Consider the following 24,536-nt stretch of genomic DNA (forward strand, 5'->3'; position numbering starts at 1 on the left):
GGGCCCCTCCCACGTCGAGACACCCGACCCCCATGATCCGCCTGAACAACGCGCGCAAGAATTTCGGCCGGCAGACGCTCTATGATGGCATCGACGCCTCGATCGTCCGCGGCGAGCGGATCGGGCTCCTGGGCAAGAACGGCGCCGGGAAGTCGACCCTGTTCAAGATCCTGATGGGGGTGGAGCACCTCGACGGCGGCGAGATGGTCAAGGACCGCAAGTGCTCGGTCGGGTATCTCCCGCAGGAGATCCACCCGCTGAAGACCGGCACGGTCTTCGAGAACATGCTGGACCACCTCGGCCCGTGGACCGCCGCCGACCGCCGGCTCAAGGAAGTGATGGCCGGGCTGGAGGCCGGGGACCCCAAGGCGCTGGACAACTACGACGACGCGATGGAGGCGTTCCTCACGGCCGGCGGCTACGAGATGGAGGCCCGCGCCAAGTCGATCTTGCTCGGCCTGGGCTTCTCGATCGCGAAGCTGGACGAGCCGGTGGCCACGCTCTCGGGCGGCTGGGCGATGCGGCTGGCGCTGGGCGGGCTGCTCGCCTTCGACCATGACCTGCTCCTGCTGGACGAGCCGACCAACCACCTCGACCTGCTCAGCGTGAAGTGGTTCGAGGACTTCCTCCGGGGCTACCCCGGCGCGATCCTGATCACCTGCCACGACCGCGACTTCCTCGACCGCGTGATCACCAAGACGTTCGAGTTGGAGATGGGCAAGCTCCACACCTACCCGGGCAACTACTCGGCGCACATCCCGCAGAAGGAGCACCGGCTCAACGTCCAGCAGGCGTCGTTCGACGGCCAGCAGAAGAAGCTCAAGCAGATGCAGGACTTCGTCGATCGCAACCGGGCCAACGCCGCCACGGCGTCGCGGGCCCAGAGCCGCCTCAAGGCGATCGAGAAGATGGAGCGGGTGGACGCCCCCCAGGTGGACGGCTCGACCATGCGGATCAAGCTGCCCGAGCCCCCGCGGAGCGGCCAGGTCGTCGCCAAGCTCGCCGACGTCGGCTTCGCCTACGGGTCGAAGGTGGTCTACTCGCGGCTCGACCTGGAGATCGAGCGCGGCGACCGCGTGGTGCTGGTCGGCCCCAACGGCGCCGGCAAGACGACCCTGATGAAGCTCCTGGCCGGCGTCCACCAGCCCACCCGGGGCGAGGTCGCGCTGGGCAGCAACGTCTTCTCGACCTACTTCGCCCAGCACCGGGTGGAGGCGTTGAACCTCCGCGACTCGGTCCTGGCCAGCCTCCGCGAAGTGCACCCCGGCGCCTCCGAAGGGGCGCTCCGCCACATGCTGGGGGCCTTCCTGTTCAGCGGCGAGGCGGTGGAGAAGCCGGTCTCGGCCCTGTCCGGCGGCGAGAAGACCCGGCTCTGCCTGGCCAAGATCCTCACCGTCGCCCACAACTTCATCATGATGGACGAGCCGACCAACCACCTGGACATCGCCAGCCGCGACATCCTGGAAGAGGCCCTGGTCGGCTACGCCGGGACGCTGTGCTTCATCTCCCACGACGAGCACTTCATCCGCGCCGTGGCCACCAAGGTCATCGAGGTCGATACCGGCAAGCTGACCATCTACCCGACCGACTACGAAACGTACCTCTACGCCAAGTCCAAGGCCCCGGCCGACCCCGGCGACTGGCGGTCGCTGCTCTCCAAGGGCACCAAGAAGCAGCCCGGCACCGTCCCCCTGACCGCGCCCGCGTCGTCCTCGCCCGCTCCCAAGAAGGCCGGCAAGGCCTCGGCCTGAACCGAGTCGGTCACCGGGCGGCTTCCAGGCGATCGGGGCGGACGGCGAACTCGCCGTCGCCCCGCCGCACGGCCCGATAGCCATTCCTGGCCAAAAACTCACGGAGGGCGGCGAACTGCCCCGCCGTGTAGAACACCGGCATCCCCCGATCGGAGAGCGTGACCAGCGCGGGCGGATGGGCGACGAGCTCGCCCAGGAAATGTGCCGGGCTGGCCCGATCCCGGTAGGAAGGCAGCCGACCGAGGATGGTCTCCGAATCGAATCCGCCCGGGTCGATCGTGTTGAACCAGAGGAAGAACGAGTCGCGGCGGTCGATCGGGTGGAATGGGGGCGCCGCCACGACGTACTCCCCGGGGCCCGCGACCCGGCCCATCCAGCGGATCACGATCCCTTGATGGCGGGCCTCATCGGCGTCCGCCCAGGCACGGGCCCGCCCAAGGGCCCCGACGCTGGCCAGCCCGGCCGTCAGGACGAAGAACGTGGCACGAAGCCGCCCGGGGCGGCCTGCCCGGCCCATCCCGAGGTAGGCGAGGTACACCGACGCGAACAGGAACCAGGGCGCATAGTATTGCTTGTAGGGATACGCCACCAGGATCGCCTGGAGCCCGAGCCAGGCGGCCAGTCCCGCCTCCACCGGACCGGGCCACGAGCGGCGATGGATCCGGTCGATCGCCCAGGCGGTGAGCCCGAAGCAGGTCACCCCCAGGAGCACCGGCTGGTCGAGGATGCTCCGGATCAGGCCGCGATGGAAGCTTGAGGTCGCGTTGGCGATCGTGTGATAGCGAACCAGAAGCTGGAACACGTCTTCGAAGCGAATCCCCTGAGTGACCAGCAGCAGCGCGACCAGGCCGCCCGCCGTCGCCGTTCCCGCGGCATAGGCCGCCGCGATCCGAAAGGCCGACCGCGCCGAGCGCCAGTTCCCGAGCATCGCGAACACGACGATCATGGGAGGCAGGAGCGCCAGCTTGGGGCAAAACAGGAAGGCGGCAAGCCCCGTCCCGAGGCCGAGGCCGAGGTCGCGTCGCGGGCCTGGACGTGCGCGGGTCGCCCCGATCAGGGTCCACGTGGCGAGGGCGTAGCCCCAACCATCGACCCGGAACTCGACGAGGAATTCCAGGACGGCCGGATCCAGGGCGACGACGCCCAGCCCGAGCCACCCCCAACGCCGATCCCCGGGCGAGGTCGTGACGAGCCTGCCCAGGCCCGCCAGAAAGAGGAGATTGCCCGCGATCCCCAGGAGACGCAACGCCCGGAGCAGATCGACCGGATCGCGGCAGGCGCGGACGATCGGGACCAGGAGCGGGAAATAGGGCGGATGGCACTCGAAGTAGTCGGTGTAAGGTCGCAAGCCCTGGGCGGTCAGCCAGGCGGAGTGGGCCCGGGTCAACTCATCATAGTCGTAGCTCCTCGTCCCGATCCCGACGATCAAGGCGACGCCCCCCGCGACGATCATCAGGGCCAGCGTCGCCGCCTCGACCCGAAAACAACCCCTTCGGGACGGGCGGGACGGGACGTCGGTGTGATCCCCGGCCGGGGCTGGATGCGTGCTCATGACTCGGGGAGGACCTCCGTCGCCGGGATGGCGAGGCGACGCCCTCCCGGGTCGAACAGGCGATGGCGGCCGATCCCCCAACGGTGGAGGCGGAAGATGACCGAGGTCCGCAGGACGCCCAGGCCGTAGGTGATCGACCGCCGGAGCCCGATCGAGGACGCCTCGGCGAAGTAGCGGGTCGGGCAGGAGACCTCGCCGATCCGGAACCGGAAGGCGATGACCTGGGCGAGCATCTGGTTGTCGAACACGAAGTCGTCGGAGTTCTCGCCCAGGGGCAAGCCTTCGAGGACCTCCCTGGAGAAGGCCCGGTAGCCGGTGTGGAACTCCGACAGCTTGGAGCCCATCAGCAGGTTCTGGGCGAAAGTGAGCAGGCGATTGGCGACGTATTTGTAGGCCGGCATGCCCCCCGCGCGGGCCCGACCGCCCAAGATGCGGCTGCCGATCACACAATCGTAGACGCCATTGGCGATCATCAAGGCCATCGCCGGGATCAGCAGCGGGGTGTACTGGTAGTCCGGGTGGACCATCACCACCACGTCGGCGTCCAGCCGGAGGGCCTCCAGATAGCAGGATTTCTGGTTGCCCCCGTAGCCCCGATTCTCGGGGTGGACGATGACCCTCAGGCCGAGTTCCCGGGCCAGTTCCACGGTCCGATCGCGGCTCGCATCATCGACCAGGATGACCTCGTCGACCACGCCGCGATCGATCTCCCGATAGGTCCGGGCCAGCGTCGCCTCCGCGTTGTAGGCCGGCATCACCACCACGATCCTCTTGCCGTAGAGCATGGCCGCCATCCTACCTCGGAACCGACCGCGCGGCCACGAGCAACGTCCCGGCCTGCCTGGTCAGCCCCTCGGCCCAGGCGGGGACGGCCATGAGGGCGGAGAGCAGGACGCCGGCCGGCACCTGGAACACGGCCCTGGCCCCCCGTCGACCGGGCCGATCGGACATGGCGTGGAAGAACTCGTTGCGACCGCCGAAGAAGCGATTGAGCAGGCCCTGCGACCAGCCGATGACATCATATTCGATCTCGCCCGACCACAACCCCTCGACGCGGTATCCGGCCGCTTCGAAGGCCCTTCGCAGCGACTCGGGGGTGAAATGCCACAGATGCCTCGGCAGATCCAGGTGCAGCCAGGCGGGCCCCGCCACCAACGATTGGCGGGAGGCGAAGTTGGGGACCGCCGCGAGGACCAAACCGTTGGGCTCCAGACGTTCCCTCAATCGGCCCAGCGTGGCGAACGGATCTTCGAGGTGTTCCAGGACATGCCAGAAGCTCGCCCCGGCCAGCGGCGGCAACGCATCGAGGTCGTCGAGCCCGCCGACGATCGGGACTTCCGGGCGCGTCGGCAAGGTGCGCCGTTCGAGCCCCCAGCAATCCCAACCCCGTCCCCGGGCCGCCAGCGCGAAGCCGCCATCCCCGCTGCCATAATCGAGCCAGGCGCGGCCATCCGCCGGGCCGGCCCAACGACGAACCAGCCCCAACCTCCTCCGGATGCACAGCTTGGCGGTCACACCATGGCGCCGTCCGTAATAGCTCGGCCCATAATACAGGTCCATATCCGACGGAGTCGGTCGTGTCCTCCCAAGACCGCACCGCGGGCATTCCGCGATCGCGAACCGCTCCCCGGTCTCGACGGCGGCGATCGCCTCATGGCGGGGGCGCAAACCGACCTGGCACAGAGGACACTGATTCTCGGCTGGGGGCGACCCTGTGTGCATCGGCTCGAAGGCCCTGAGATCGCGGCAAGGATCGATGAAGCCCAGGATACTACAAGGGCCAGACACCCGCCAGGCGATGGGCAAAGCCATCGTTTGATCGGCCGAGGTTGATCGAGCATTCAATCCCGACTAAAATTTCAATCAGGGACGGGAAGGGATTTCCAGGACGGCTTGGGCTCAGGCAAGAACCGAAGGGTGGACCGACGATGGCGACCGAGGCGACGCGGATGAGGGCGATTCGCGACAAGGTCGAGGCCGGGCAGCGCCTGAGCTTCGAAGACGGCCTGGCGCTGGAAGCGTCGAACGACCTGTTCGCCATCGGCGGCATGGCCAACCTGGTCCGCGAACGCCTCAACGGCAACTTCGGCTACTACAACGTCAACACGCACATCAACCCGACCAACGTCTGCGTCTACAAGTGCGACTTCTGCGCCTTCCGGGCCGACCTGAACGACCCCCGCGCCTACGTCATGAACCGCGACCAGATCCTGGAACGCGCCAAGTCGGCCCACGATCGCGGCGCGACCGAGCTGCACATCGTCGGCGGCCTGCACCACAAGCTCCCGTTCGACTACTACGTCGACCTGATCCGCTGGATCAAGGACGAGTATCCCGAGCTGCACATCAAGGCCTACACCGGGGTCGAGATCGAGTTCTTCGCCAAGATCGCCCGGCTGTCGATCCGCGAGGTCCTGCAAAAGCTGGTCGACGCCGGCCTGGGCAGCCTGCCCGGCGGCGGGGCCGAGATCTTCCACCCCGAGGTCCGGGAGAAGGTCTGCGGGGCCAAGGCGTCGACCGAGACCTGGCTGGAGGTCCACCGCACCGCCCACCAGCTCGGGCTCCACTCCAACGCGACCATGCTCTACGGCCACATCGACCGCGCCGAGCACCGGATCGACCACCTGATCCGCCTCCGCGAGCTGCAGGATGAGACCGGGGGGTTCCAGACCTTCATCCCCCTGGCCTTCCACCCGGACAACTCGCGGATGGACGAGATCCCCAAGCCGTCCGGGGTCATGGACCTCAAGACGATGGCGATCAGCCGCCTGATGCTGGACAACTTCCCGCACATCAAGGCCTACTGGATCATGCTGGGGATCAAGACCGCCCAGGTCGCCCTGAACTTCGGCGCCGACGACATCGACGGCACCGTGGTCCACGAGACGATCTACCACGAGGCCGGAGCCGAGACCCCGCAGGAGATCACCGTCGCCGAGATCCGCCGCCTGATCGCCGAGGCCGGCCGCATCCCCGTCGAGCGCGACACCCTGTACCACCGCGTCGAGCGCGACGGGGCCGCGTGGAGGTCCGCCGAGCCGATCAAGATCGCCTCGCTGGCGGTCCTGAACTGAGCAGGGCCGAGGATTTCGGACCCGGGCCTCCGCCCTTTCCTGAAAGGGCAAGAGACCGTCTTTCCGAGGCAAGAGACACACAAAGGGAGGGCCGAAATCACCGGACCTCCCTTCATTGTTGGCGGATCGCCAGATCGGGATCAGCGGACGGGTGGCAGAGGTTTCCGCGAAGACTCAATCGGTTGCTGGGTGGCTGTGGTTGGCTTGCCAACCACGGCGCCGGCGAGCCCAAATGCTCACCGTTGACCAACGCCGCCTCACCGTGCGGCCACGGCACCTTGATGATGCAACCGTCGGCCCATCAGGCTGGGCAGGTTGGCGTGAGCGGACACGATTTGAAGTCGGTCGACGCCTGACATCGACGGGCCCCTGACTCGGCCGGCACCCCGGTTGGCAAGCCAACCACAGCCACCCAGAAGCACCCTGGCGATGCCGAATCAGATGACGATCGCTTGAGCATGGCCACCAACAGGTGGGCGGCCGCAGCAGATCCAGTCCGCGAGGCCAAAGAAAAAGGGAAGGCCGGAAATTCCGGCCTTCCCTCGTGCGTATCAGAGCATTCGCAAGATCAGCTCGACCTTAGCGGCCGGCACCCTGCGGGGTGCGGTCGCGACGGCCGCCGGGGCCGCCGCCATGACCGTGGCCGCCACGCGGGCCGCCGAAGTTGCCGCCGCCGGAGCGACGGGGGCCGTTGAACGGCCGGCCGCCACGGGCGGGGCCGCGACGGCCGCCGGGGGCCGGGCGCTGCGGGCGGAACATCGGGCGGGGCGGGGCGGGGATGCCCTCGACCTCGTCGGCGTCCAGCTCGCGGGCGATGGCCCGCTCGATCTGGTCGAGCATCTTGCCCTGATCGGGGATGACCAGCGAGAAGGCGGCGCCGTCCGAGCCCATCCGGCCGGTGCGGCCGATCCGGTGGACGTAGTGCGACGGGTCTTCGGGGAGGTCGAAGTTGATGACGTGGGAGACGCCCTGGACGTCGATGCCGCGGCCGACCACGTCGGTAGCGACCAGGATCGACAGCCGGCCGATGCGGAACGCCCCCAGGACCCGGTTGCGCTGGGCCTGGCTGAGGTTGCCGTGCATCGTGTCGGCCCGCATGTTCTCGGAGCGGAGGAGCATGCCGACGCGGTCGGCGCCCCGCTTGGTGCGGCAGAAGACGATCGCCCGCTGGGGCTGCTCGCGGCGGAGCAGGCCGATCAGGAGGTCGAACTTGCGGTCGTTGTGGACCATCAGGTACGACTGCTTGATCGCCGGGATCGTCGCGTCTTCATTGTCCGGGATCAGGCGGACGTCCTCGGGGTCCTTGAGGTACGTCTTGGCCAGGTCGCGGACTTCCTTGGGCATGGTGGCCGAGAGGAGCAGGGTCTGGCGACCCGCCTCGGGCACGGCCTTCAGGATCGTCTCGACGGCCGGGCGGAACCCGATGTCGAGCATCTGGTCGGCCTCGTCCAGGACGACCATGTTCACCTTGTCGAGCCGGATGGCGTTGCGGGCCATCAGGTCCATCAACCGGCCGGGGGTGGCGACCACCAGCTGGCAGCCGGCGCCCAGCAGCCGCTGCTGGCGGATGATCGACTCGCCGCCGACCACGGCCACGGCGCGGGAGCGGCGGCCGTAGCTGAGCCGCTCGAACTCGCGGCAGATCTGGATCACCAGCTCGCGGGTCGGGGCCAGGATCAGGGCCTGCACGGCCCGGTTCCGCTCATCGATCTTTTCCAAGGTCGGCAGCAGGAAGGCGGCCGTCTTGCCGGTCCCGGTCGGGGCGTTCCCCAGGCAATCGCGACCCGCCAGGGCGGCGGGGATCAAACGGGCTTGGATCGGGCTCGGCTGGGTGAAGCCGGCACGCTCCAGGGCGCGGAGGGAGATTTCCCCCAGGCCCATCGAGGCGAAAGTCGTCGAATCAGTCGTCTCAACCACATCCGACTCGGTCACTGCAATCGTCGTCTGCAAACTCAGCTCCTTGATGACCCCGACTTGCGGCACGGTCGGGGCGGACCAATTTGGTCCGCCCTGACACTCGGGACGCGGCTTCCATACGGTCGGCCTTGTCGCGCCACAAAGGGTCCGCCGCGATCGCCGGGGGCGATGGCGGCCAGGAACAGCGCAAGAGACCAACTGGGCAGGTTTATCGCGAAGGGCGAGGGGAACTCGGCCTCAAGCCGGCGGGGTACGAGATCCGTTGGATCGTTTCTGCACGAGGATTCTACCACGCCGTCAAGCGTTCGCGAACCTCTTCTTGTGCAAGAACTCCAAGATTACGCGGCATGGGGCCGCCTGGTTCGACCGAAATCAACGTCCGGGCGAATTCGGTTCGCTCCCCAGCCGGGAATGATATCGGCCATAGCCCAGGTAGATCACCATCCCCAATCCCAGCCAGACCACCAGGCGGATCCAGTTATCCCGCCCCAGCGAGAACATCAAGCCGCCATTGACCAGGATCCCCAGGCTCGCCACCAGGTAGAGCGCCGGGACGCGGAACGGCCGCTCCACCTCCGGGCTCCTCCGCCTCAAGACCATGACGGCGACGCATACGATCACAAAAGCAAACAGCGTGCCGACGCTCACCAGGTCGGCCAGGACGCCGAGCGGCACCAGGGCCGCGATGATCCCCACGACCACGCCCATCAGGATCGTCGACTTCCAGGGCGTGAGGAACCGGGGATGCACGGCGCCGAACACGCTCATCGGCAGCATCCCGTCGCGGGCCATCGCCAGCAACACGCGAGGTTGGCTGAGCATCCCGACCAGCAAGGAACTGGTGATCCCGGCCAGGATGGCGGCCGTGATCAGCCCGGCGGCCCACCCCCCGCCGTGCCTCTGGAACGCGTCGGCGATCGGGGCATCCACGTTGATCTCGGCGTAGGGGACCATCCCGGTCAGGATGCCCGCCACCACCACATACAGGGTCGTGCAGATCGCCAGCGACGCCAGGATCCCGATGGCCAGGTCGCGGCGCGGGTTCTTCGCCTCCTCGGAGTGGGTCGAGATCGAGTCGAATCCGATGTAGGCGAAGAAGATGTGGGCCGCGCCCCGGGCCACCCCCTTCCAGCCGAACTCCCGGTGGAAGAACGGGCGCCAGTTGTTCGGGTCGACGTAGGTCGCCCCGACCCCGATCACCATCAGGATCACGCAGAGGTTGAGCAGCACCAGCGCCGCGTTGAACCCCGCGCTCTCGCGGATGCCCACCACTAGGATCACGGTGATCAGCAGGATGATCAGCAGCGCCGGCAGGTTGAACCAGGCCTGGGCCATCTCGACCGCGCCGTCGGCCCCGGCGATCGGCACCAGCTTCCAGGCGAACGCCCCGCGGGCCGGGTCGAAGTCCCAGGGGGCGTTGAGCCATCGGGGGTCGAGCGTGATCCCCAGTTGGTTGCGGAACAGGGCGGCCAGGTATTTCGACCAGCCCACGGCCACCGCCGACGACCCGATCGCGTACTCCAGCACGAGGTCCCAGCCGATGATCCAGGCGAACAGCTCGCCGAGCGTGGCATAGGCGTAGGTGTAGGCCGACCCGGCCACCGGCACCATGCTGGCCAGTTCCGAATAGCACAGCGCGGCGAACCCGCAGCCGATCCCCGCCAGGAGGAACGACAGGACCAGGGCCGGGCCGGCGTCGTTGCGGGCCGCCTCGCCGGTCAGCACGAAGATCCCCGCGCCGATCGTCGCGCCGACGCCCAGCGCCGTCAGGGCCAGCGGCCCCAGGACCCGGTGGAGCCGCTCGCCCCCTTCCATCTCCTTCAGCAAGGTCTCGATCGGCTTGCGCGCGAACGGATCGGACGGTCGTCTTGAATTCATCCGGCAAGATTCCCCGCGTCGGTCCCTGGCCAGGCCCGAGGTTGAACGGAAGGTGGCGAGGCCCCACCCTACGAAAACCGTCGGACCCAGGCAAAGCCATTCGCCCGCCCGGGCGGCCGGGGTCACGGCTCCTCGTCGAGCGGCTCCAGGTCGCGGACCTTGATCAGCCGGGCCCCCAGCGACTCGTTGAATCGGATCGACCCCCGGACGCCGACCCGGCGCGCCAGCAGGCGGGCGGTGGGGATGCCCGGGGGGATGTCCAGGTAGGCGACCGGGACGCCCTGGGGGCCGATCAAGGCATGGACCTTCTGGCCGTCCACCTGGCGCGACGAGGCCTGGAGGTAGCCCCGGGCGTCGTAGCCGAGGTCGGTGGCGACCCGCGCCTTCATGAGCCGGGCGCGGATCTCGTCGACCTCGTGGTCGCGCCGGCGGCTCCGGGCGGTCGCCGCCTCGAAGCGCAGGGCCGCGTCGGCGATCGGGTCGCCGGTGCCCGCCGCCGCGGCGGTGACGGCGGCGTCGGCCGAAGGCTCGTCGATCCTGGGGGTGGGACGACGGCCGGCCGGTTCGTCCTCGACCCGGGGCGAGGGTGCCCGGCCATCGCCCGGAGGGCTCGCCCGCCAGGAGCCCGAGGGGGCCTGGGCCATCGGCCTCGCGCCGGCGGGCGAAGCGGGCCGCTTCGGGGCGGGGGGCCGGCGATCGGGCACTTCCATGCGGATCAGAGGGGCCGCCGGGGTCCGACGCGACGACGCGGGCGCATCATCGGCCCCGCGCGCCGGGGGCGCGATCGCCGCGATGACCAGGAGGATCCGGAGGGCCGAAACCCGCGAGGCGACCATCCGATTGCCGTCCCCCACGCCATCGGCCCGATGCTTCGCCCCAGGCCCCGAGGCCGGGGCCACGCCGCGGGAGGATCGCCGAGGGCGCCGGTCTCGTCAAGGTCGATCGGGCGGCGGGCCGGCTTCGCGGGCGGGCGCTGTTGATTTTCGATTTCGCATCGCTTATGATCTTCTTCCGTGCCCCCGACCTGTCGGGGTCGCCCGCCGCCTTAGCTCAGTTGGTAGAGCGACGCTTTCGTAAAGCGTAGGTCCCGAGTTCGAGTCTCGGAGGTGGCTTAATCATGACCGCACGGTTCGCCGTGGGCCATGAATCGCAGGCGGAGCCCCGCCGGCTCCCCTCGCGTCGCGAATCACGGGTCGAGACACCCACCGCCCGCGAACCCCGCCCCGCCCGATCGACGCACCATGCGCCCGCCTCCCGGAGACCCCCGCGATGAGTGGCCCGATCGTCCGCAAGTACGGCTTCCCGAATTTCGAGGCGATCTTCGGCAAGCGCGAGCTGAAGCACGGGGTCGACGAGCCCAAGCCCGAGGAATCGGCCGGGAATGAGCCCAAGCCGGACGAGGCAACGGGCAAGGTCGAGCCGAAGAAAGACTGACCCGGAGGCCCCGGGCGGCGGCGAACCGGCCGAGATCGGTTTTGCCATTTTTTCAAGGGCCGGTTAAGCTGGACCGAGAGCGACCCTCGCCGCGACGGGGGACGACGGCCCCCGGCAGGATGCGCGGGGGTCGGTGGGGCGACGATGGCCGTCTCCCCGGATGACGACCGATCGCGACTGTTCCCCACCGACGGCGGCGGGACCCGCCGGGGATCATCCCCGCTCATGGTCAACCTCTACGGCAATCTCCTGCTCGGCCTGGTCGCCACGATCGCCATCTCGGTGACGCTGGTCGCCCTGCTCTCGGTCTTCTGGGTCACCCGTCGCCGCCGGGGGCTGCCGGACTGGACCCCGCCGGTCACGATCCTCAAGCCGCTCAAGGGGCTGGACGAGGACCTGGAAGGGAACCTCCGCAGCTTCTTCCGGCTCGATTACCCGGTCTACCAGCTCCTGTTCTGCGTGGCCGACCCCGACGACCCGGCGATCCCGCTGGTCCAGCGGCTGCTCCGCGAGTTCCCCGACCAGGACGCCCGGCTGATCGTGGGCTGCCCCCGGTTCGGGCTCAACCCCAAGGTCGAGAGCCTGGCGGCCATGGAGCGGGCCCGCCGCCACGACACGATCCTGATCAGCGACTCCAACGTCCGGGCCCGGCCGTCCTACCTCCAGGAGACGGCCTGCTACCTGGCCGACCCGGGGGTCGGGCTGGTCACGAACCTGTTCGCCGGCACCGGCGAAGAGCAGGCCGGCGCGGCGCTGGAGAACCTCCAGCTCAACGGGATCGTGGCCGGCGGCGTGGCCACGGCCTCCCTGCTGGGCATCACCTGCGTGGTCGGCAAGTCGATGCTGATGCCGGCCCGCGTGCTGGAGGCGATCGGAGGGTTCGCCTCGGTCCGCAACCTGCTGGCCGAGGACCAGGCCATCGGCATCCGGGTGCGCAAGGCGGGCTACTCGATCCGCCTGAGCCACCACGTCGTCGAGAACCCGAACCACACGCGGAGCTTCCGCTGGTTCCTGAACCGTCACTCGCGCTGGTTCAAGATCCGCCGGCGGCTGGCCCCCGCGACGTTCGTGATCGAGCCGTCGTTCAACCTGGCGACGGTGGGCGTGGTCTGGGCGCTGGCGGGCGACGGGTCGGGGCTGGCCTGGACCGGCCTGTTCGGCTTCGTCGGGCTGGGGATGGCGCGGGACGCGATCCAGGCGAAGCGGCTCCGGGGCACGTTCCCGAGCCCCAGGCACCTGCTGCTCAGCCCGCTCAAGGACCTGTTCCTCCTGCCGGTCTGGTTCGACGCGCTGCTCAACCGGCGGATCCAGTGGCGGGGCAACCGATTCCTGGTCGGCAAATACACCCGCCTGCGTTCGGCCCGGACTTCCCGGGACGTGCGGCTGCGGGTCCGCCGGGTCATGAAGGTCCGCGCCCAGCATCAGCACGGCGGTTGAGGGTCGCGTTGATGGAACCAGAGATGGAGGCCGATGAGCCTCGCCCGGCCCCGATGAAGCGCCGCCCGGCGATCCGGATCGCGGCGCTGATCGGCCTGGCGCTCGCCTCCATCCTGCCCTCCCCCGCCCCGGCCGCAGACGCCCTGGCCCGGATCCGAGCGGCCGGCGTCCTCGCTTATGGGGCCGACGAGGAAGGCGGGGCCCCTTACATCTACGTCGACCGGGCCACGGAGAAGCGGGTCGGCTTCGAAGCCGAGCTGATGGAGCGGATCGGCCGCGAGCTGGGCGTCCGCCCCGCGTTCCGCCAGGCCCAGTGGGAATACCTGCTCAACGTCCTGGGACGGGGCGAGGTCGACCTGGTTATCAACGGCTACGAGCTGACCGAGGCCCGCGCCCGGGATTACCTGCCGACCCGGCCCTACTACGTCTATCAGCTCCAGTTGATGGCCCGGAAGGATGGCCCGGTCCAGTCGTGGGCGGACTTCGCCATGCCCCGGCCGGGCGGCGGGCCGTGGAAGGTCGGCGTGCTGGGGATGTCGGCCGCGGACGACTACCTCGCCCGGTTCCAGGGGGCGAATCTCCGGCCCTACGTCTTCGACTCCGCCACCGGCGCCATGACCGCCGTGCGGAACGGCCAGATCGACGCCACCCTCCAGGACCTGCCGGCGGCCCGCCACTACGCCAAGCAGGACGAATTCCGCGACACCCTCGGTTTGGTCGGCCCGCCCGACGGCTGCGGCTACTACGTGATCTATGTCCGCAAGGGGGACGAGGCCTTGCGGGACGCCATCGACGGCGTCCTCGGGCGTCTGATCGCTTCGGGCGAACTCCGGACGCTCTACGAGAAGTACGACATCTGGAACCCGGCGCAGGAGGTCCTGAAGGCCGAGTTCCGCAGGTCGGCCGATCCCGTCGAAACCCCTGGACATTCCCGGATGTTCGATTGGGGGCTGATCCGCCGATTCGGCCCGGACCTGGTCCTGGCGGCCGGGGTCACGGCGATCCTGTCCTGCACGGCGATGCCGCTGGCGATGACCTTGGGGCTTCTGATCGCGATCGGCCGGGTGTTCGGGCCGAGGCCGCTGGAGATGGTGCTCAAGGCTTACGTCGAGCTGATCCGCGGGACGCCGCTGATCATCCAATTGTTCGCCCTGTTCTACGTCCTGCCGGAGCTGGGCATCACCCTAACGCCGTGGGCGGCGGGCGTGGGCGGGCTGGCGATCAACTATTCGGCGTATGAGGCGGAGATCTACCGGGCCGGGCTCCAGGCGATTCCCCGAGGGCAGATGGAGGCGGCCTTGGCGCTGGGGATGACGCCCGCGCAGGCCGTGCGCCGGGTGATCGTGCCGCAGGCGGTGCGGATCGTGATCCCGCCGGTGACCAGCGACTTCATCGCCCTGTTCAAGGACACGTCGGTCTGCTCGGTCATCACCCTGACGGAGCTGACCAAGCGGTATTCAATCCTGTTCAACACGCACGGCGGGGTGGTCGAATTTGGCCTGGCCACGGCCGCCCTGTACATGGCGATGAGCCTGCCGCTGTCGTGGTTCTCGCGGTGGGTCGAGCGGAGGTTGGACGACGGGCCGTCGCGGCCGGGAGGGGCACGTTGATCGAGGTCGAGGGCCTGGTCAAGCGTCACGGGACGCTGGAAGTCCTGCGCGGGGTGTCGCTCCGGGTCGAGCGGGGCGAGGTCGCGGCGATCATCGGGCCGTCGGGCGGGGGGAAGAGCACCTTCCTCCGCTGCCTCAACGGCCTGGAAGCCTTCCAGGGCGGGTCGATCGCCATCGCCGGTCAGAACCTCTGCTGCACCGCCTCGGCCCGGGACCGGGCGAAATCCCTGGGCCTGATCCGCCGCCGGGTGGGGATGGTCTTCCAGGGGTTCAACCTGTTCCCGCACCGGACCGTGCTGGGCAACGTGACCGAGGGCCCGGTCCAGGTCCTGGGCCTGGGGATCGATGAAGCGAGCGAGCGGGCGAAGGCGCTCCTGGATCGGGTCGGTCTGGCCGACAAGCTGGACGCCCGCCCGCGCGAGCTGTCCGGGGGGCAGCAGCAGCGGGTCGCCATCGCCCGCGCCCTGGCGATGGAGCCCGAGGCGATCCTGTTCGACGAGCCCACCAGCGCCCTGGACCCGCGGATGACCGGCGAGGTGCTGGCGGTCATGGCCGACCTGGCCCGCGACGGCCTGACCATGGTGGTTGTCACCCACGCGATGCGGTTCGCCCGCCAGGTGGCCACCACGGTCCACGTCTTCGGCGAGGGGCGGGTGGTCGAGTCCGGCCCGCCGGCCCAGGTGTTCGAGCGGCCGGGCCACGAGGCGACCCGCCTGCTCCTGTCCGAGGCCCAGGCGGCCTGAGCCCGCCATCGGCCGAGGCCGGCGACGCGGCCCGGGACCACGTCCCGCCCACGCCCCGGCCTCGATGGGTCGACGACCCCGAAGGGGTGCGGCTCAGTTGTTGCCGCGGCCGCGGGGACGGCCGCCCGGGCGGCCTTCCATCTTGACCTCGAACGGCTCGCCGAGCATCTCCTTGTACTGCTTTTTCTGGTCGTCGGTCATGACGGCCAGGACCTTTTCGTTGGTCTCCTTGCGGATCTTCTCCATCGCCGCCATCCGGTCGCTGCCCTCGGCCTGCATCGCCTCGCGCATCTCGGTGAAGGAATCGGTGATGATCGTCCGGACCTTGTCGGACTGATCGTCGGTGACGTTGAGCTTCTTGGCGAACGGGGGGTAGGTCAGGGCGTTGGCGCCCTGCTGCTGGAGGACGATCTCCTTGAGACGCTTGGTCTGCTCGGGCTTCATGAACGCGCCGAGGGCCTTAAGGCCTTCTTCGTTGGTGGTCCAGTTGATCTCCTGGAACTTCTTCATCCGCTCGGCCGGCTCGAGGTCCTGGAGCGAGGACATCGACTCGCGGCTCTTCTCGCGCAGCTCGTCGGCCACGCCCTTGGCCTTCTCGATCTGGTCCTCTTCGAGCTTGAGTTCCTTCTGGACGCTCTCGTTGGTGATCAGTCCGACCACGCCGCCGCGATTGAACCCGCCGCCGGGGCCGCGGCCCTGGGCCGACACCGTGCCGGCGAATGCCGCGACCAGGCCGAACGTCAAGGCGACCTTGCTGAAAGCGCTCATGGTATCGACTTCCTTGGAGATGAGAGGGGAGTTGCCGGTCCCCGCGGAGAAACCTCGGCGGGCGATCGCGACCGATCCGCCGATCATGCTCCCTAGATTAGCGTCATAGGACAACGCCCGGGCCGGGGGAATCGGCAAATTCTCGGATCCTCCCCGGCCCCGATCAGTTGCGCAGGCTGGACAGCGGGGCCGGGATGCGGCCGCCGTGGTGGACGAACGCGGAGCTGCCGCCGGCGGCGTGGATCGGCAGGATGATCATCTCGCCGAACAGGCCGCCGAACACGGCGCGTTCGCCGGCCGCCTTGCCGGGCACCGGGATCACCCGGACGGCGGTCGTCTTGTGGTTGATCACGCCGATGGCCACCTCGTCGGCGATCACGCCGGCCAGGGTCTCGGCGTCGGTGTCGCCGGGCACGGCGATCATGTCCAGGCCGACCGAGCAGACGGCGGTCATCGCCTCCAGCTTGGACAGGGTCAGGTCGCCCCGCTCCACGGCATCGGCCAGGGCCGAGTCCTCGCTGACCGCCACGAACGCGCCGGAGAGCCCGCCCACCGACGAGCTGGCGAAGCTGCCCCCCTTCTTCACCGCGTCGTTGAGCAGGGCCAGCGCGGCGGTGGAGCCCGGCGCGCCCAGGCGGACGACGCCCATGGCCTGGAGGATCTCGCCCACGGAGTCGCCCACCTGCGGGGTCGGGGCCAGCGACAGGTCGACGATGCCGAAGGCCACGTCGAGCCGGGCGGCGACCTCGCGGCCGATCAGCTCGCCGACGCGGGTCACTCGGAACGCCGTGCTCTTGATCTCCTCGGCGATCTCGCCCAACGTCGGGTTGGTGGGCGAATGGGCGACCATGTCCTCCACGGCCGCCTTGACCACCCCGGGGCCGCTCACCCCGATGTTGATCACGCAGTCGGGCTCGCCGACCCCGTGGAAGGCGCCGGCCATGAACGGGTTGTCGGTCGGGGCGTTGGCGAAGATCACCAGCTTGGCGCAGCCGAAGCCGTCGTGGTCCCTGGTCCGGGCGGCGGTCTCCACCAGCACCCGCCCCAGCGCCAGGATGGCGTCCATGTTGATCCCGGCGGCCGTGCTGCCCACGTTCACCGAGGCGCAGACCCGCTTGGTGGTGGACAGGACCTCGGGCAACGTCTCGATCAGGCGGCGATCCCCGGTGGTCCAGCCCTTCTGGACCAGGGCCGAGAACCCGCCGATCAGGTCGACCTCGACCTCCTGGGCCACGGCGTCCAGGGTCGCGGCGACCGCCAAAAATCCCTCGGCCGAGTGGGCCGCGGCCACCGATGCGATCGGGCTGACCGCGATCCGACGGTTGACGATCGGGATGCCGTACCGGGCCTCGACCTCGCGGCACACGGCGCGGAGGCGGCCGGCATAGCGGATCAGACGCTCGCGGATCCGCCCGCAGAGGACCTTCAGGTCGGGCGAGGCACAGCCATGCAGGTCGATGCCCATCGTGACGGTCCGCACGTCGAGCTTGTGCTGGCGGACCATGCCGAGAGTGGACAGGACGTCCTCGGTGCGATGCAACGGCGGCTCCTTCGATGCGGACGGGGATCGGGCGTCGTTCCGCCCCCAGGATAGCGGGTCTCCGCCGACCTTGCCACGACGCCCCATGGGCATGATCCACGACCCGAGGTCCGGCCCACCGCCGGCCTCGCTCGGCCCGCCCGGCGGCCGTCCCGGTGAACGCCCGCATGCATGCCTGTGCCATCCCGAAAGTTGGAGAGACGCCGATGCGTCATTTCCACGCAACAACGCCCGACATAACAGCACCGATGATTCAAGCGAATCTTTACGGAGTTCGCGCGTGCGGAAGAAAATCCACGGCATGACGCGACCCAACGACCCCATGCCGCCCTTCCAACCCATCTCGTTTGGGGCCCGGGCCAACCTCATCCAACCGGACAAAACGAGACATTTGCGTTGAATTAAAGCAACCTGGCGCGGTGCGCAGCCCGCCAACTAATGCATGCAAGCAAGACGATCCTGCATCCATCGTTCCGGCTCAACCTGGCAAGATTGGCATTCGCTTCGCTTCGGGGACGCATCGTCGCCAGGACCAAGCCGGGTCCCCCTCCGACCCCTCGCTCGCGACATGACGAGGCGGGCCAGGTACGCCCGCACCGCAGGATCCAGGCCTCCCGGACGGTTCGCGAGCCGATCAGGCTCGACGCGAACCGCCCCCGGGGTCGTGCGCCCCCCCGATGAACATCTTTGGAGGACAGCCGTTGCGGACCCGTCGCACCAGCCCCCGCCGCCGACCGCTCTTCGATGCCCTGGAAGATCGCCTGCCGCCCGGCTATGCCCTGGGGGGGATGATCGGCCTGGCCCTGGAGACGGGGTTGCCCGTCCCCGAGACGCCGTCGGACGTCTCGCCGGCCATGATCGATCGCGATGAACCGGCCCCCGCCTCCCAGCCGATGGGGATGGCCCCATCGGGATCGGGCGAGGCCTCCGTGAGCGACTTCATCGCCACCATCGCCATCGCCATCACCCCGGTGGAAGATGAGGCCGGGGGCGCCCTGGCGGCCCCCCCGGAGGCCCGCAAGGTCGTCGCGATCCCGATGGCCTGGGCCTCCCCGGCCGAGGACGCCCCGGATCAGCCGATCCCGGCCGGCCAGATCACGATCACGGCCCCGGCCGTCACCCCGGCCGCGTCGTCGTCCGGAGGGGATTCGCACGGCGGTGGCGGCGTGGCCGGGCCGGGCCCGGTGATGTTCGCGTCGGCCGTGGCCGGCTCGCCGGCGCCCGAGGATCTCCCCTTCGACCCGGTGCGGGAAGCCCAGAGCATCCTGATGGCCGGCGCCGGCTACCTGCCCGGGGATGAGGTCGCCGTCGACCTGTCGAGCCCGGTCGGCGGCAAGGGGATCACGCCCAAGGCGGCCACCCAGGCCGGGATCGACAGCACCGGGACGCGGACCTTCTCGGTGGCCGCCCCGGACCCCGGCACGCCGGGCGCCCTGGCCGTGACCCGCGAGGAGTACGAGTTCGGCTACTCGTCGTTCTCGATCGCCGGCTTCCCAACGGCGACCTCGACCGCGCCGCTGGAGTTGGACGGCTCGGTGACCTACCCGACCGACCTGTCGGGCGGCCCGCGCCCGCTGATCATGCTGATGCACGGACGCCACAGCACCGCCTACAACCCGACCACCGGCTCGTCGTCGCTGACCTGGCCGCCGGCCGCCAACCAGCTGTCGATCCCCAGCTTCCGGGGCTACGACTACCTGTCCGACGTCCTGGCCAGCCAGGGCTACATCGTGGTGTCCATCGGGGCCAACGGGATCAACGCCCAGGACAACAACGCGGCCGACCTCGGCATGAACGCCCGGGCCAAGCTGATGCAGAAGCAGCTGGACATCTGGAACGGCTTCAACACCACCGGCGGGGGCCCGTTCGGCACCAAGTTCGTCGGCAAGGTGGACATGCAGGACGTGGGCCTGATGGGCCACTCGCGGGGCGGCGAGGGGGTCGTCGCGGCCTACAACTACAACAAGTCGCTCGGCTCCCCCTACGGCATCAACGCGGTGTTCGCCCTGGCGCCGGTCGACTTCAACCGGTTCACCAACAACAACGTCCCGTTCGCGGTGCTCCTGCCCTACGCCGACGGCGACGTCAGCGACCTCCAGGGGATCAAGTTCTTCGACGACCAGCGGTACAACGTGGCGGGCGACCCCACGGCCAAGTACTCGATCCTGGCGATGGGGGCCAACCACAACTTCTTCAACACGGTCTGGACCCCGGGCCTGTTCCCGTCGGGCACCTCGGACGACTGGGGCACCACCGGCGTCCGCGGGTCGGATCCCTACGCCGGGGCGCTCATGCCGGGCAACCTCCGGCTCACCCCGGCCCAGCAACGGGGCGTCGGCATCGCCTACATGGGGGCCTTCTTCCGGGCGTACCTCGGCGGCGAGACGAGCTTCCTGCCGATCCTGAAGGGGGACGCCCTGCCGCCGGCCTCGGCCCAGGGGGCGCGGGTCTACACCTCGTACCACGCCCCGGACACCCCGACCTCCCGGCTCGACCTGAACCGGATGACCTCCACGCCCAACATGGACGTCAACGCGATGGGCGGCTCGGTGATCGACGTCGGCCTGACCCCCTACACGATGGTCGGGGGCACCACCGGGACGCCCTACGTCCTGCCCAACCAGCCCCGGGGCCGCGAGCCGTCCACCACGGTCAGTTCGCGGGCCACGACCGTACCGGGCCTGAGCCAGCTGGTCGTGGGCTGGGATGACCCGACGGCCACCTACACCAACACCATCCCGGCCGGCGCCGGCGACGTCAGCGACTTCGCGGTGTTCCAGTTCCGGGTGGGGCTGAACTTCGCCGACTACCGCAACGTCTACTCGACCCAGGACTTCGACATCGCCCTGACCGACGGGTCGGGCAACACGACCGCCACCGCGATCAGCCCGTACACCAATTGGCTGTTCTACCCGCCGGGCAAGAGCAGCCCGCTGCCCAAGCTGATCCTCAGCACCGTGCGGATCCCGCTGTCGGCGTTCGTCGGCGTCGACCTGAACGACGTCCGCTCGGTCCAGTTCAAGATGGACCGGCGGCCGACCGGGGCCCTGGTGTTCGCGGACCTCGCCTTCGCCGACCCGTCCACCATCTTCACGACCTCGACCGCCACCGCCTGAGCCCTGGCACCCCTCCCCCCGCCCGGGGGGTGGGGCGCGTCGGCCTCGGGAATCCATCCCATCCCTCCCCCGATCGAGGAAGCCCCGCATCATGAAGTCGCCTGGCACGTTCATCTGGGCCTGCGTCGCCCTGTTCCTGCTGGCCCCCCGCGCCGACGCCACGTTCTGGGTCGAGGCCGGCGATGCCGGCCAGCTGCCCAACGCCGCCCAGGTCGTCCTGGGCGACTCGTCGCCCCTGACCGGGATCTCGGGCAGCCTCAGCTCGACCGGCGACCGGGACATGTACCTGATCTACATCACCGGCGGCGGCACCTTCTCGGCCACCACGGTCGGCCAGCCCGGCACGCTGTTGGATACCCAACTGTTCCTGTTCAACGCCGCCGGCCGGGGCGTCTACGCCAACGATGACGATGCCGCGGGAGAAGGCTTCAACCAGTACCGGTCCACGCTCCCGGCCAACGGCCCCCTGACGCCGCTGGCGGCGGGCTTCTACTACCTGCTGATCACCGCCTCGCCCATCTTCCCCACCGGCACCGGGGGGGTGATCTTCCCCAACTACACCACCCCTGGCGGCAGCGGCACCGCCGTCGTCGGCCCGACCGGGCCCGGCGGCGGGTCGGTGATCACCGGCTACACCGGCACCGGGGTCGAGTTCGGGAGCTACCAGATCGCCCTGACCGGCGCCACGGCCGTCCCCGAGCCGTCGTCGCTCGCCTCGGCCGGGATCGCCGGCGTGGTCGGCCTGCTGGCCCTGGCCCGCCGCCGGCGTCGCGCGGCCTGATCGTCCAGGGTCCCCCGCCCCTTCCTCGCCGATGGGGCGACGGAGGGGGCCGGGGTCAGTCGTGCTTCTTCGGGATGATGCTGATGCCGCCGCCGCGTTCCAGGACGGCGAACTTGACCTGGTCGAGCCGCTCCAGGCCATGCAGCCGCCGGGCGGCCTCCAGCACGTCGTCGATCTCGACGCGGGCCCGGCGCATCCGGTCGCCGATCGGCCGGCCGTCCTCGATCAGCAGGGTCGGCACGCCCTCCACCCACTTGTCCAGCCGCGACCACCGCCGCTTGGCCAGCGAGAAGCCGATGTCCAGCGCGATCAGGGTCAGGATGACCAGGAAGGCGTTGGTCAGCGAGAAGTCGTCGCCGATCATCGCGTTCTGGGTCGCTTCGCTGATGATCAGCAGCAGGACGAAGTCGAAGTTCGTCGTCTCCGCCAGGGTTCTCCTCCCGGCGGCCCGGATCACCACCAGCAGGAACGCATAGACGGCGACCGCACGCAGGACCGGCTCCATGGCTGCCTCCTCGCCCGACCGGCTCAGGGGTGGATGTACTGGGTAAATTCCAGGATCGGGCCGTCGCCCGGCCGCACCCGGCCCCGGACCGGCCCGGGCCGGTTGGGATTGAGCCGGAACCGGACCCGGACCAGCCCGCCCTCCGGCGTGGTCGGGGCGGACACCACGTAGGTCAGCCCGTACGGGTCGACCTCGACCCGGACGGGCGTGGGATCGGCGCGGTCGATCTCGACCGCGTCGGCGTAGGCCGAGGCCACCCAGACCCGGGCCTCGCCCCCTGGCCCGACCGGGGCGAACACGTCCAGCGCGGACGCCGAGCGGAGCCGGCAGACCCGGGGATACTCGACGCGCGGGCCGCCCGCCGGGCCGGCCGTGCCGGTGGCGAACGGTCCGCCGCCGAACAGGCCGAGCAGGGCCGCGACCAGGATCGCCGCCATCGCCCACCAGGCGACCCGTTGCGCCTTCCAGGTCCGATCCTGGAGGGCGAGGTCGTCTGGGATGTCCAGATCCTGCGGCTTCCGCGCGCTCATGGCAGGACCCTCTGGCCCACGGCCGTATTCAGGTCGAGCATGGTCTGCCGCAGGTCGATCAGGGTGTCGCGGTACTGGTGGATGACCTCGTTCAGGTCCTCCTGCTCGTCGACGTAGTCGCCGACCTTCGCCGGATCCTCGCGGTACTGGTCGTAGGCCGCGTCGCGGGACCGGACGGCGGCCGGGATCACCTCGTTCTCCAGCTCCAGGACGTCGGCGTGGGTCCGCTCGATGTCGCGGACCGTGCGGCGGATCTCGTAGGTGGCCGCCTGCTCCAGCGCGGCCAGTTCCACCCGGGTCTGGGCGGCGTTGGACTCGGCGCGGGCGATGTTGCCCTGGTTGCGGTTGAACAGCGGCAGGGCGGCGTTGATCCCGACGCCGTAGGTGTACGTCCCCTTGGCGCCGAACGAGTGGTTGGACTGGAAAGTGTAGGGCTGATAGACGAGATAGACGTCGGAATAGCGGTTGGCCCGCGCCAATTTCACGTCGGCGTCGGCCCGCGAGGTCCCCAGCCGGTAGGCGGCCAGGTCGGGGCGGCAGGCCAGGGCCCTCATCACGAGGTCGTCGCCCGGCAGCGGGGTCGGCACCGGCTCGCGGAGCCGGGCCCGGATGCGGAGCGCATCCGCCTGGTGGGGCGGGATGCCGATCAGCTGGGCCAGGGTGTTCGCCGACCGTTCGAGCTGGCGGCCAGCCTGTCGGACCTGCAAGATCGACTGTCGCTCCCGGGCCCGGATCTCCAGGACGGCGTCGGCGGCCGCCTTCCGCTCCTCCTCGGTCGCCATCGGGTCGCCCGCCTTCTCCCGCTCGACGGCCTCGGCATCGGCGCGATCCTTGCCGATCCGGGCGAGGTAGGCCGCGCCGAAGCGCTGGGTCTCGCGGGCGGCCAGGACGTTGACGAAGGCCCTGTAGAGGTCGTCGATCAGGTTGCGCGCGGCGTCCTGGAACTGGGCCTCGGTGACCTTCAGCGCCAGCCGGGCCACGGCCACCCGCCCCTTGCGCTTGTTGTTGACATCCAGAGGTAAGGAAACGTTCACGTCGTATTGCGGCTGCCCGCCCCCTCCGCCCGGCCTCTCCCTGGTGAAGTTGCCGTAGGGGACGAGCTGGGCGTCGGCGTAGAAGATGGGGTTGTCGCGGAGCCCCGCCGTCAGGACGTCGGCGCGGGCCTTGGGGATCTCGAACCGCTGGGCCATCAGGTCGAGGTTCTGCCGGAGCAGGGTTTCGATGGCCGCGTCCAGGGTCAGGCCGTCCTCGGGGCCCTCGTCCTCGGGGAGGCCGACGGCCTCCAGGCCGGGCTTGCGGGCCCGCGTGAAGTCGTCGGCCTCCGGGGGCTCGATCTCCCGACGGTCGCGGGCCAGCCGGTCGCGGACCGCCTGGTTGGGATCGCGCGAGGAGGAGCTCCCGGGCCGGACCGAGGGGTTGGCCATCCGGCCCAGCCGCCCGCCCAGGAGGCCCGGCCCCCGGTTGCCCGGCACGTTCTCCCCGGAGACCGTGCCCGAGGACCCCAGCGGGGGGCCGAGCAGGGACTCGTCCGGGTCGCCCGGGCTGGTCCGCGACAGGCCCCGGCTGGCGGCGCCGACGGACCCCGACTTCCGCCCCTCGCCCCCTTCCAGGCCGCCGAATCGGTCGGGGTCGCCGCCCGACGACGAGCTTCCGCTCCCCATCACCGCCGAGCCGCGAGGCCCGGCCACCCCGCCCCCCAGGCCGGTCGGCCCGCCCGAATTCAGGCCCGACTGCCCCCGGGCGGGCGTGCCGGAGGCGATCGCCAACGCCAGGGCCAGCCCGCCGGCTCGCCGCTTCCAGCGGTCTTCGCGGGGCATCGAGGGCTTGCGGACCATCCTGGCCCCCCTTCGAAATCGATCGCGGACGACGGACGGGCCGCCCCGTCCATGAGGACGACCTA

The 24,536-nt window shown here is 69.8% G+C and carries 19 protein-coding genes and 1 tRNA gene; 9 read left to right on the top strand and 11 right to left on the bottom strand.

Annotated elements, in window-relative coordinates; translation table 11 throughout:
- Positions 1 to 32: 32 nt before the first annotated feature.
- A complete protein-coding gene (locus tag TA3x_RS26580; RefSeq protein ID WP_435017697.1) occupies positions 33 to 1,751 on the top strand; it encodes an ABC-F family ATP-binding cassette domain-containing protein in 1,719 nt (572 codons plus the stop codon).
- Positions 1,752 to 1,761: 10 nt separating this feature from the next.
- Here the strand turns inward: TA3x_RS26580 and TA3x_RS26585 are convergent, their stop codons facing one another.
- The 3 genes from TA3x_RS26585 to TA3x_RS26595 are packed head-to-tail and all read right to left on the bottom strand — an operon-like array spanning position 1,762 to position 4,863.
- Positions 1,762 to 3,303: a hypothetical protein gene (locus TA3x_RS26585; RefSeq protein ID WP_435017698.1), complete on the bottom strand. Its 1,542-nt coding sequence runs from the start codon at positions 3,301 to 3,303 to the stop codon at positions 1,762 to 1,764.
- Positions 3,300 to 4,088: a glycosyltransferase family 2 protein gene (locus TA3x_RS26590; RefSeq protein ID WP_435017699.1), complete on the bottom strand. Its 789-nt coding sequence runs from the start codon at positions 4,086 to 4,088 to the stop codon at positions 3,300 to 3,302. Before TA3x_RS26590 ends, TA3x_RS26585 begins: the two co-directional genes overlap by 4 nt.
- Before the next feature lie 10 nt (positions 4,089 to 4,098).
- Complete coding sequence (locus TA3x_RS26595) at positions 4,099 to 4,863, bottom strand: class I SAM-dependent methyltransferase (RefSeq protein ID WP_435017700.1); 765 nt, start codon at positions 4,861 to 4,863, stop codon at positions 4,099 to 4,101.
- Positions 4,864 to 5,231: 368 nt separating this feature from the next.
- On the opposite strand from TA3x_RS26595, the gene mqnE reads away from it, so the two are divergent.
- Positions 5,232 to 6,377: an aminofutalosine synthase MqnE gene (mqnE, locus tag TA3x_RS26600; RefSeq protein ID WP_435017701.1), complete on the top strand. Its 1,146-nt coding sequence runs from the start codon at positions 5,232 to 5,234 to the stop codon at positions 6,375 to 6,377.
- A gap of 579 nt (positions 6,378 to 6,956) precedes the next feature.
- On the opposite strand, the gene TA3x_RS26605 is transcribed toward mqnE, so the two are convergent.
- The 3 genes from TA3x_RS26605 to TA3x_RS26615 form a co-directional block, all read right to left on the bottom strand.
- Positions 6,957 to 8,258, bottom strand: coding sequence for a DEAD/DEAH box helicase (locus tag TA3x_RS26605; RefSeq protein ID WP_435017702.1), 1,302 nt, complete (start codon positions 8,256 to 8,258; stop codon positions 6,957 to 6,959).
- A 408-nt stretch (positions 8,259 to 8,666) separates the two neighbouring features.
- A complete protein-coding gene (locus tag TA3x_RS26610) occupies positions 8,667 to 10,172 on the bottom strand; it encodes an amino acid permease (RefSeq protein WP_435017703.1) in 1,506 nt (501 codons plus the stop codon).
- A gap of 122 nt (positions 10,173 to 10,294) precedes the next feature.
- A complete protein-coding gene (locus tag TA3x_RS26615; protein ID WP_435017704.1) occupies positions 10,295 to 11,008 on the bottom strand; it encodes a hypothetical protein in 714 nt (237 codons plus the stop codon).
- 203 nt (positions 11,009 to 11,211) lie between these two features.
- Here TA3x_RS26615 and TA3x_RS26620 point away from each other — a divergent pair.
- From TA3x_RS26620 to TA3x_RS26640, 5 genes are all read left to right on the top strand, one after another.
- Positions 11,212 to 11,284 (top strand) — tRNA-Thr (locus TA3x_RS26620).
- Between the two features lie 157 nt (positions 11,285 to 11,441).
- Positions 11,442 to 11,606, top strand: a complete 165-nt coding sequence (locus tag TA3x_RS26625) for a hypothetical protein (RefSeq protein WP_435017705.1) — start codon at positions 11,442 to 11,444, stop codon at positions 11,604 to 11,606.
- 144 nt (positions 11,607 to 11,750) lie between these two features.
- Complete coding sequence (locus TA3x_RS26630; RefSeq protein WP_435017706.1) at positions 11,751 to 13,043, top strand: ceramide glucosyltransferase; 1,293 nt, start codon at positions 11,751 to 11,753, stop codon at positions 13,041 to 13,043.
- A gap of 11 nt (positions 13,044 to 13,054) precedes the next feature.
- Positions 13,055 to 14,653 carry an ABC transporter permease subunit gene (locus TA3x_RS26635; protein ID WP_435017707.1) on the top strand — a complete coding sequence of 533 codons (1,599 nt, stop codon included), beginning with the start codon at positions 13,055 to 13,057 and terminating at the stop codon, positions 14,651 to 14,653.
- Positions 14,650 to 15,396, top strand: a complete 747-nt coding sequence (locus TA3x_RS26640) for an amino acid ABC transporter ATP-binding protein (RefSeq protein WP_435017708.1) — start codon at positions 14,650 to 14,652, stop codon at positions 15,394 to 15,396. Before TA3x_RS26635 ends, TA3x_RS26640 begins: the two co-directional genes overlap by 4 nt.
- Positions 15,397 to 15,489: 93 nt before the next feature.
- On the opposite strand, the gene TA3x_RS26645 is transcribed toward TA3x_RS26640, so the two are convergent.
- On the bottom strand, positions 15,490 to 16,164 hold the full coding sequence (locus TA3x_RS26645) for a hypothetical protein (RefSeq protein WP_435017709.1): 675 nt from the start codon (positions 16,162 to 16,164) through the stop codon (positions 15,490 to 15,492).
- A gap of 163 nt (positions 16,165 to 16,327) precedes the next feature.
- Positions 16,328 to 17,704, bottom strand: a complete 1,377-nt coding sequence (locus TA3x_RS26650; protein WP_435017710.1) for a PFL family protein — start codon at positions 17,702 to 17,704, stop codon at positions 16,328 to 16,330.
- 701 nt (positions 17,705 to 18,405) lie between these two features.
- On the opposite strand from TA3x_RS26650, the gene TA3x_RS26655 reads away from it, so the two are divergent.
- Positions 18,406 to 20,820 (top strand): hypothetical protein, encoded by a 2,415-nt coding sequence (locus TA3x_RS26655; protein ID WP_435017711.1) that lies wholly within the window; start codon positions 18,406 to 18,408, stop codon positions 20,818 to 20,820.
- A gap of 91 nt (positions 20,821 to 20,911) precedes the next feature.
- Positions 20,912 to 21,601: a DVUA0089 family protein gene (locus tag TA3x_RS26660; RefSeq protein ID WP_435017712.1), complete on the top strand. Its 690-nt coding sequence runs from the start codon at positions 20,912 to 20,914 to the stop codon at positions 21,599 to 21,601.
- Positions 21,602 to 21,656: 55 nt separating this feature from the next.
- Here the strand turns inward: TA3x_RS26660 and TA3x_RS26665 are convergent, their stop codons facing one another.
- The 3 genes from TA3x_RS26665 to TA3x_RS26675 are packed head-to-tail and all read right to left on the bottom strand — an operon-like array spanning position 21,657 to position 24,471.
- Positions 21,657 to 22,106, bottom strand: a complete 450-nt coding sequence (locus tag TA3x_RS26665) for a DUF421 domain-containing protein (protein ID WP_435017713.1) — start codon at positions 22,104 to 22,106, stop codon at positions 21,657 to 21,659.
- 23 nt (positions 22,107 to 22,129) lie between these two features.
- The gene (locus TA3x_RS26670) at positions 22,130 to 22,636 is read right to left on the bottom strand and encodes a hypothetical protein (protein WP_435017714.1); all 507 of its coding nucleotides are present in this window, start codon (positions 22,634 to 22,636) and stop codon (positions 22,130 to 22,132) included.
- Positions 22,633 to 24,471: a TolC family protein gene (locus tag TA3x_RS26675; protein ID WP_435017715.1), complete on the bottom strand. Its 1,839-nt coding sequence runs from the start codon at positions 24,469 to 24,471 to the stop codon at positions 22,633 to 22,635. Before TA3x_RS26675 ends, TA3x_RS26670 begins: the two co-directional genes overlap by 4 nt.
- Positions 24,472 to 24,536: the final 65 nt, after the last annotated feature.

Source organism: Tundrisphaera macrotermitis, from assembly GCF_051175315.1.
Lineage (GTDB): Bacteria > Planctomycetota > Planctomycetia > Isosphaerales > Isosphaeraceae > Tundrisphaera.

Excerpts from the sequence above, each read along its gene's own strand:
- TA3x_RS26580 (WP_435017697.1), top strand. The coding sequence starts at position 33 with ATGATCCGCCTGAACAACGCGCGCAAGAATTTCGGCCGGCAGACGCTC.
- TA3x_RS26585 (WP_435017698.1), bottom strand. The coding sequence starts at position 3,303 with ATGAGCACGCATCCAGCCCCGGCCGGGGATCACACCGACGTCCCGTCC.
- TA3x_RS26590 (WP_435017699.1), bottom strand. The coding sequence starts at position 4,088 with ATGCTCTACGGCAAGAGGATCGTGGTGGTGATGCCGGCCTACAACGCG.
- TA3x_RS26595 (WP_435017700.1), bottom strand. The coding sequence starts at position 4,863 with ATGGACCTGTATTATGGGCCGAGCTATTACGGACGGCGCCATGGTGTG.
- mqnE (WP_435017701.1), top strand. The coding sequence starts at position 5,232 with ATGGCGACCGAGGCGACGCGGATGAGGGCGATTCGCGACAAGGTCGAG.
- TA3x_RS26605 (WP_435017702.1), bottom strand. The coding sequence starts at position 8,258 with ATGGGCCTGGGGGAAATCTCCCTCCGCGCCCTGGAGCGTGCCGGCTTC.
- TA3x_RS26610 (WP_435017703.1), bottom strand. The coding sequence starts at position 10,172 with ATGAATTCAAGACGACCGTCCGATCCGTTCGCGCGCAAGCCGATCGAG.
- TA3x_RS26615 (WP_435017704.1), bottom strand. The coding sequence starts at position 11,008 with ATGGTCGCCTCGCGGGTTTCGGCCCTCCGGATCCTCCTGGTCATCGCG.
- TA3x_RS26625 (WP_435017705.1), top strand. The coding sequence starts at position 11,442 with ATGAGTGGCCCGATCGTCCGCAAGTACGGCTTCCCGAATTTCGAGGCG.
- TA3x_RS26630 (WP_435017706.1), top strand. The coding sequence starts at position 11,751 with ATGGCCGTCTCCCCGGATGACGACCGATCGCGACTGTTCCCCACCGAC.
- TA3x_RS26635 (WP_435017707.1), top strand. The coding sequence starts at position 13,055 with ATGGAACCAGAGATGGAGGCCGATGAGCCTCGCCCGGCCCCGATGAAG.
- TA3x_RS26645 (WP_435017709.1), bottom strand. The coding sequence starts at position 16,164 with ATGAGCGCTTTCAGCAAGGTCGCCTTGACGTTCGGCCTGGTCGCGGCA.
- TA3x_RS26660 (WP_435017712.1), top strand. The coding sequence starts at position 20,912 with ATGAAGTCGCCTGGCACGTTCATCTGGGCCTGCGTCGCCCTGTTCCTG.
- TA3x_RS26665 (WP_435017713.1), bottom strand. The coding sequence starts at position 22,106 with ATGGAGCCGGTCCTGCGTGCGGTCGCCGTCTATGCGTTCCTGCTGGTG.
- TA3x_RS26670 (WP_435017714.1), bottom strand. The coding sequence starts at position 22,636 with ATGAGCGCGCGGAAGCCGCAGGATCTGGACATCCCAGACGACCTCGCC.
- TA3x_RS26675 (WP_435017715.1), bottom strand. The coding sequence starts at position 24,471 with ATGGTCCGCAAGCCCTCGATGCCCCGCGAAGACCGCTGGAAGCGGCGA.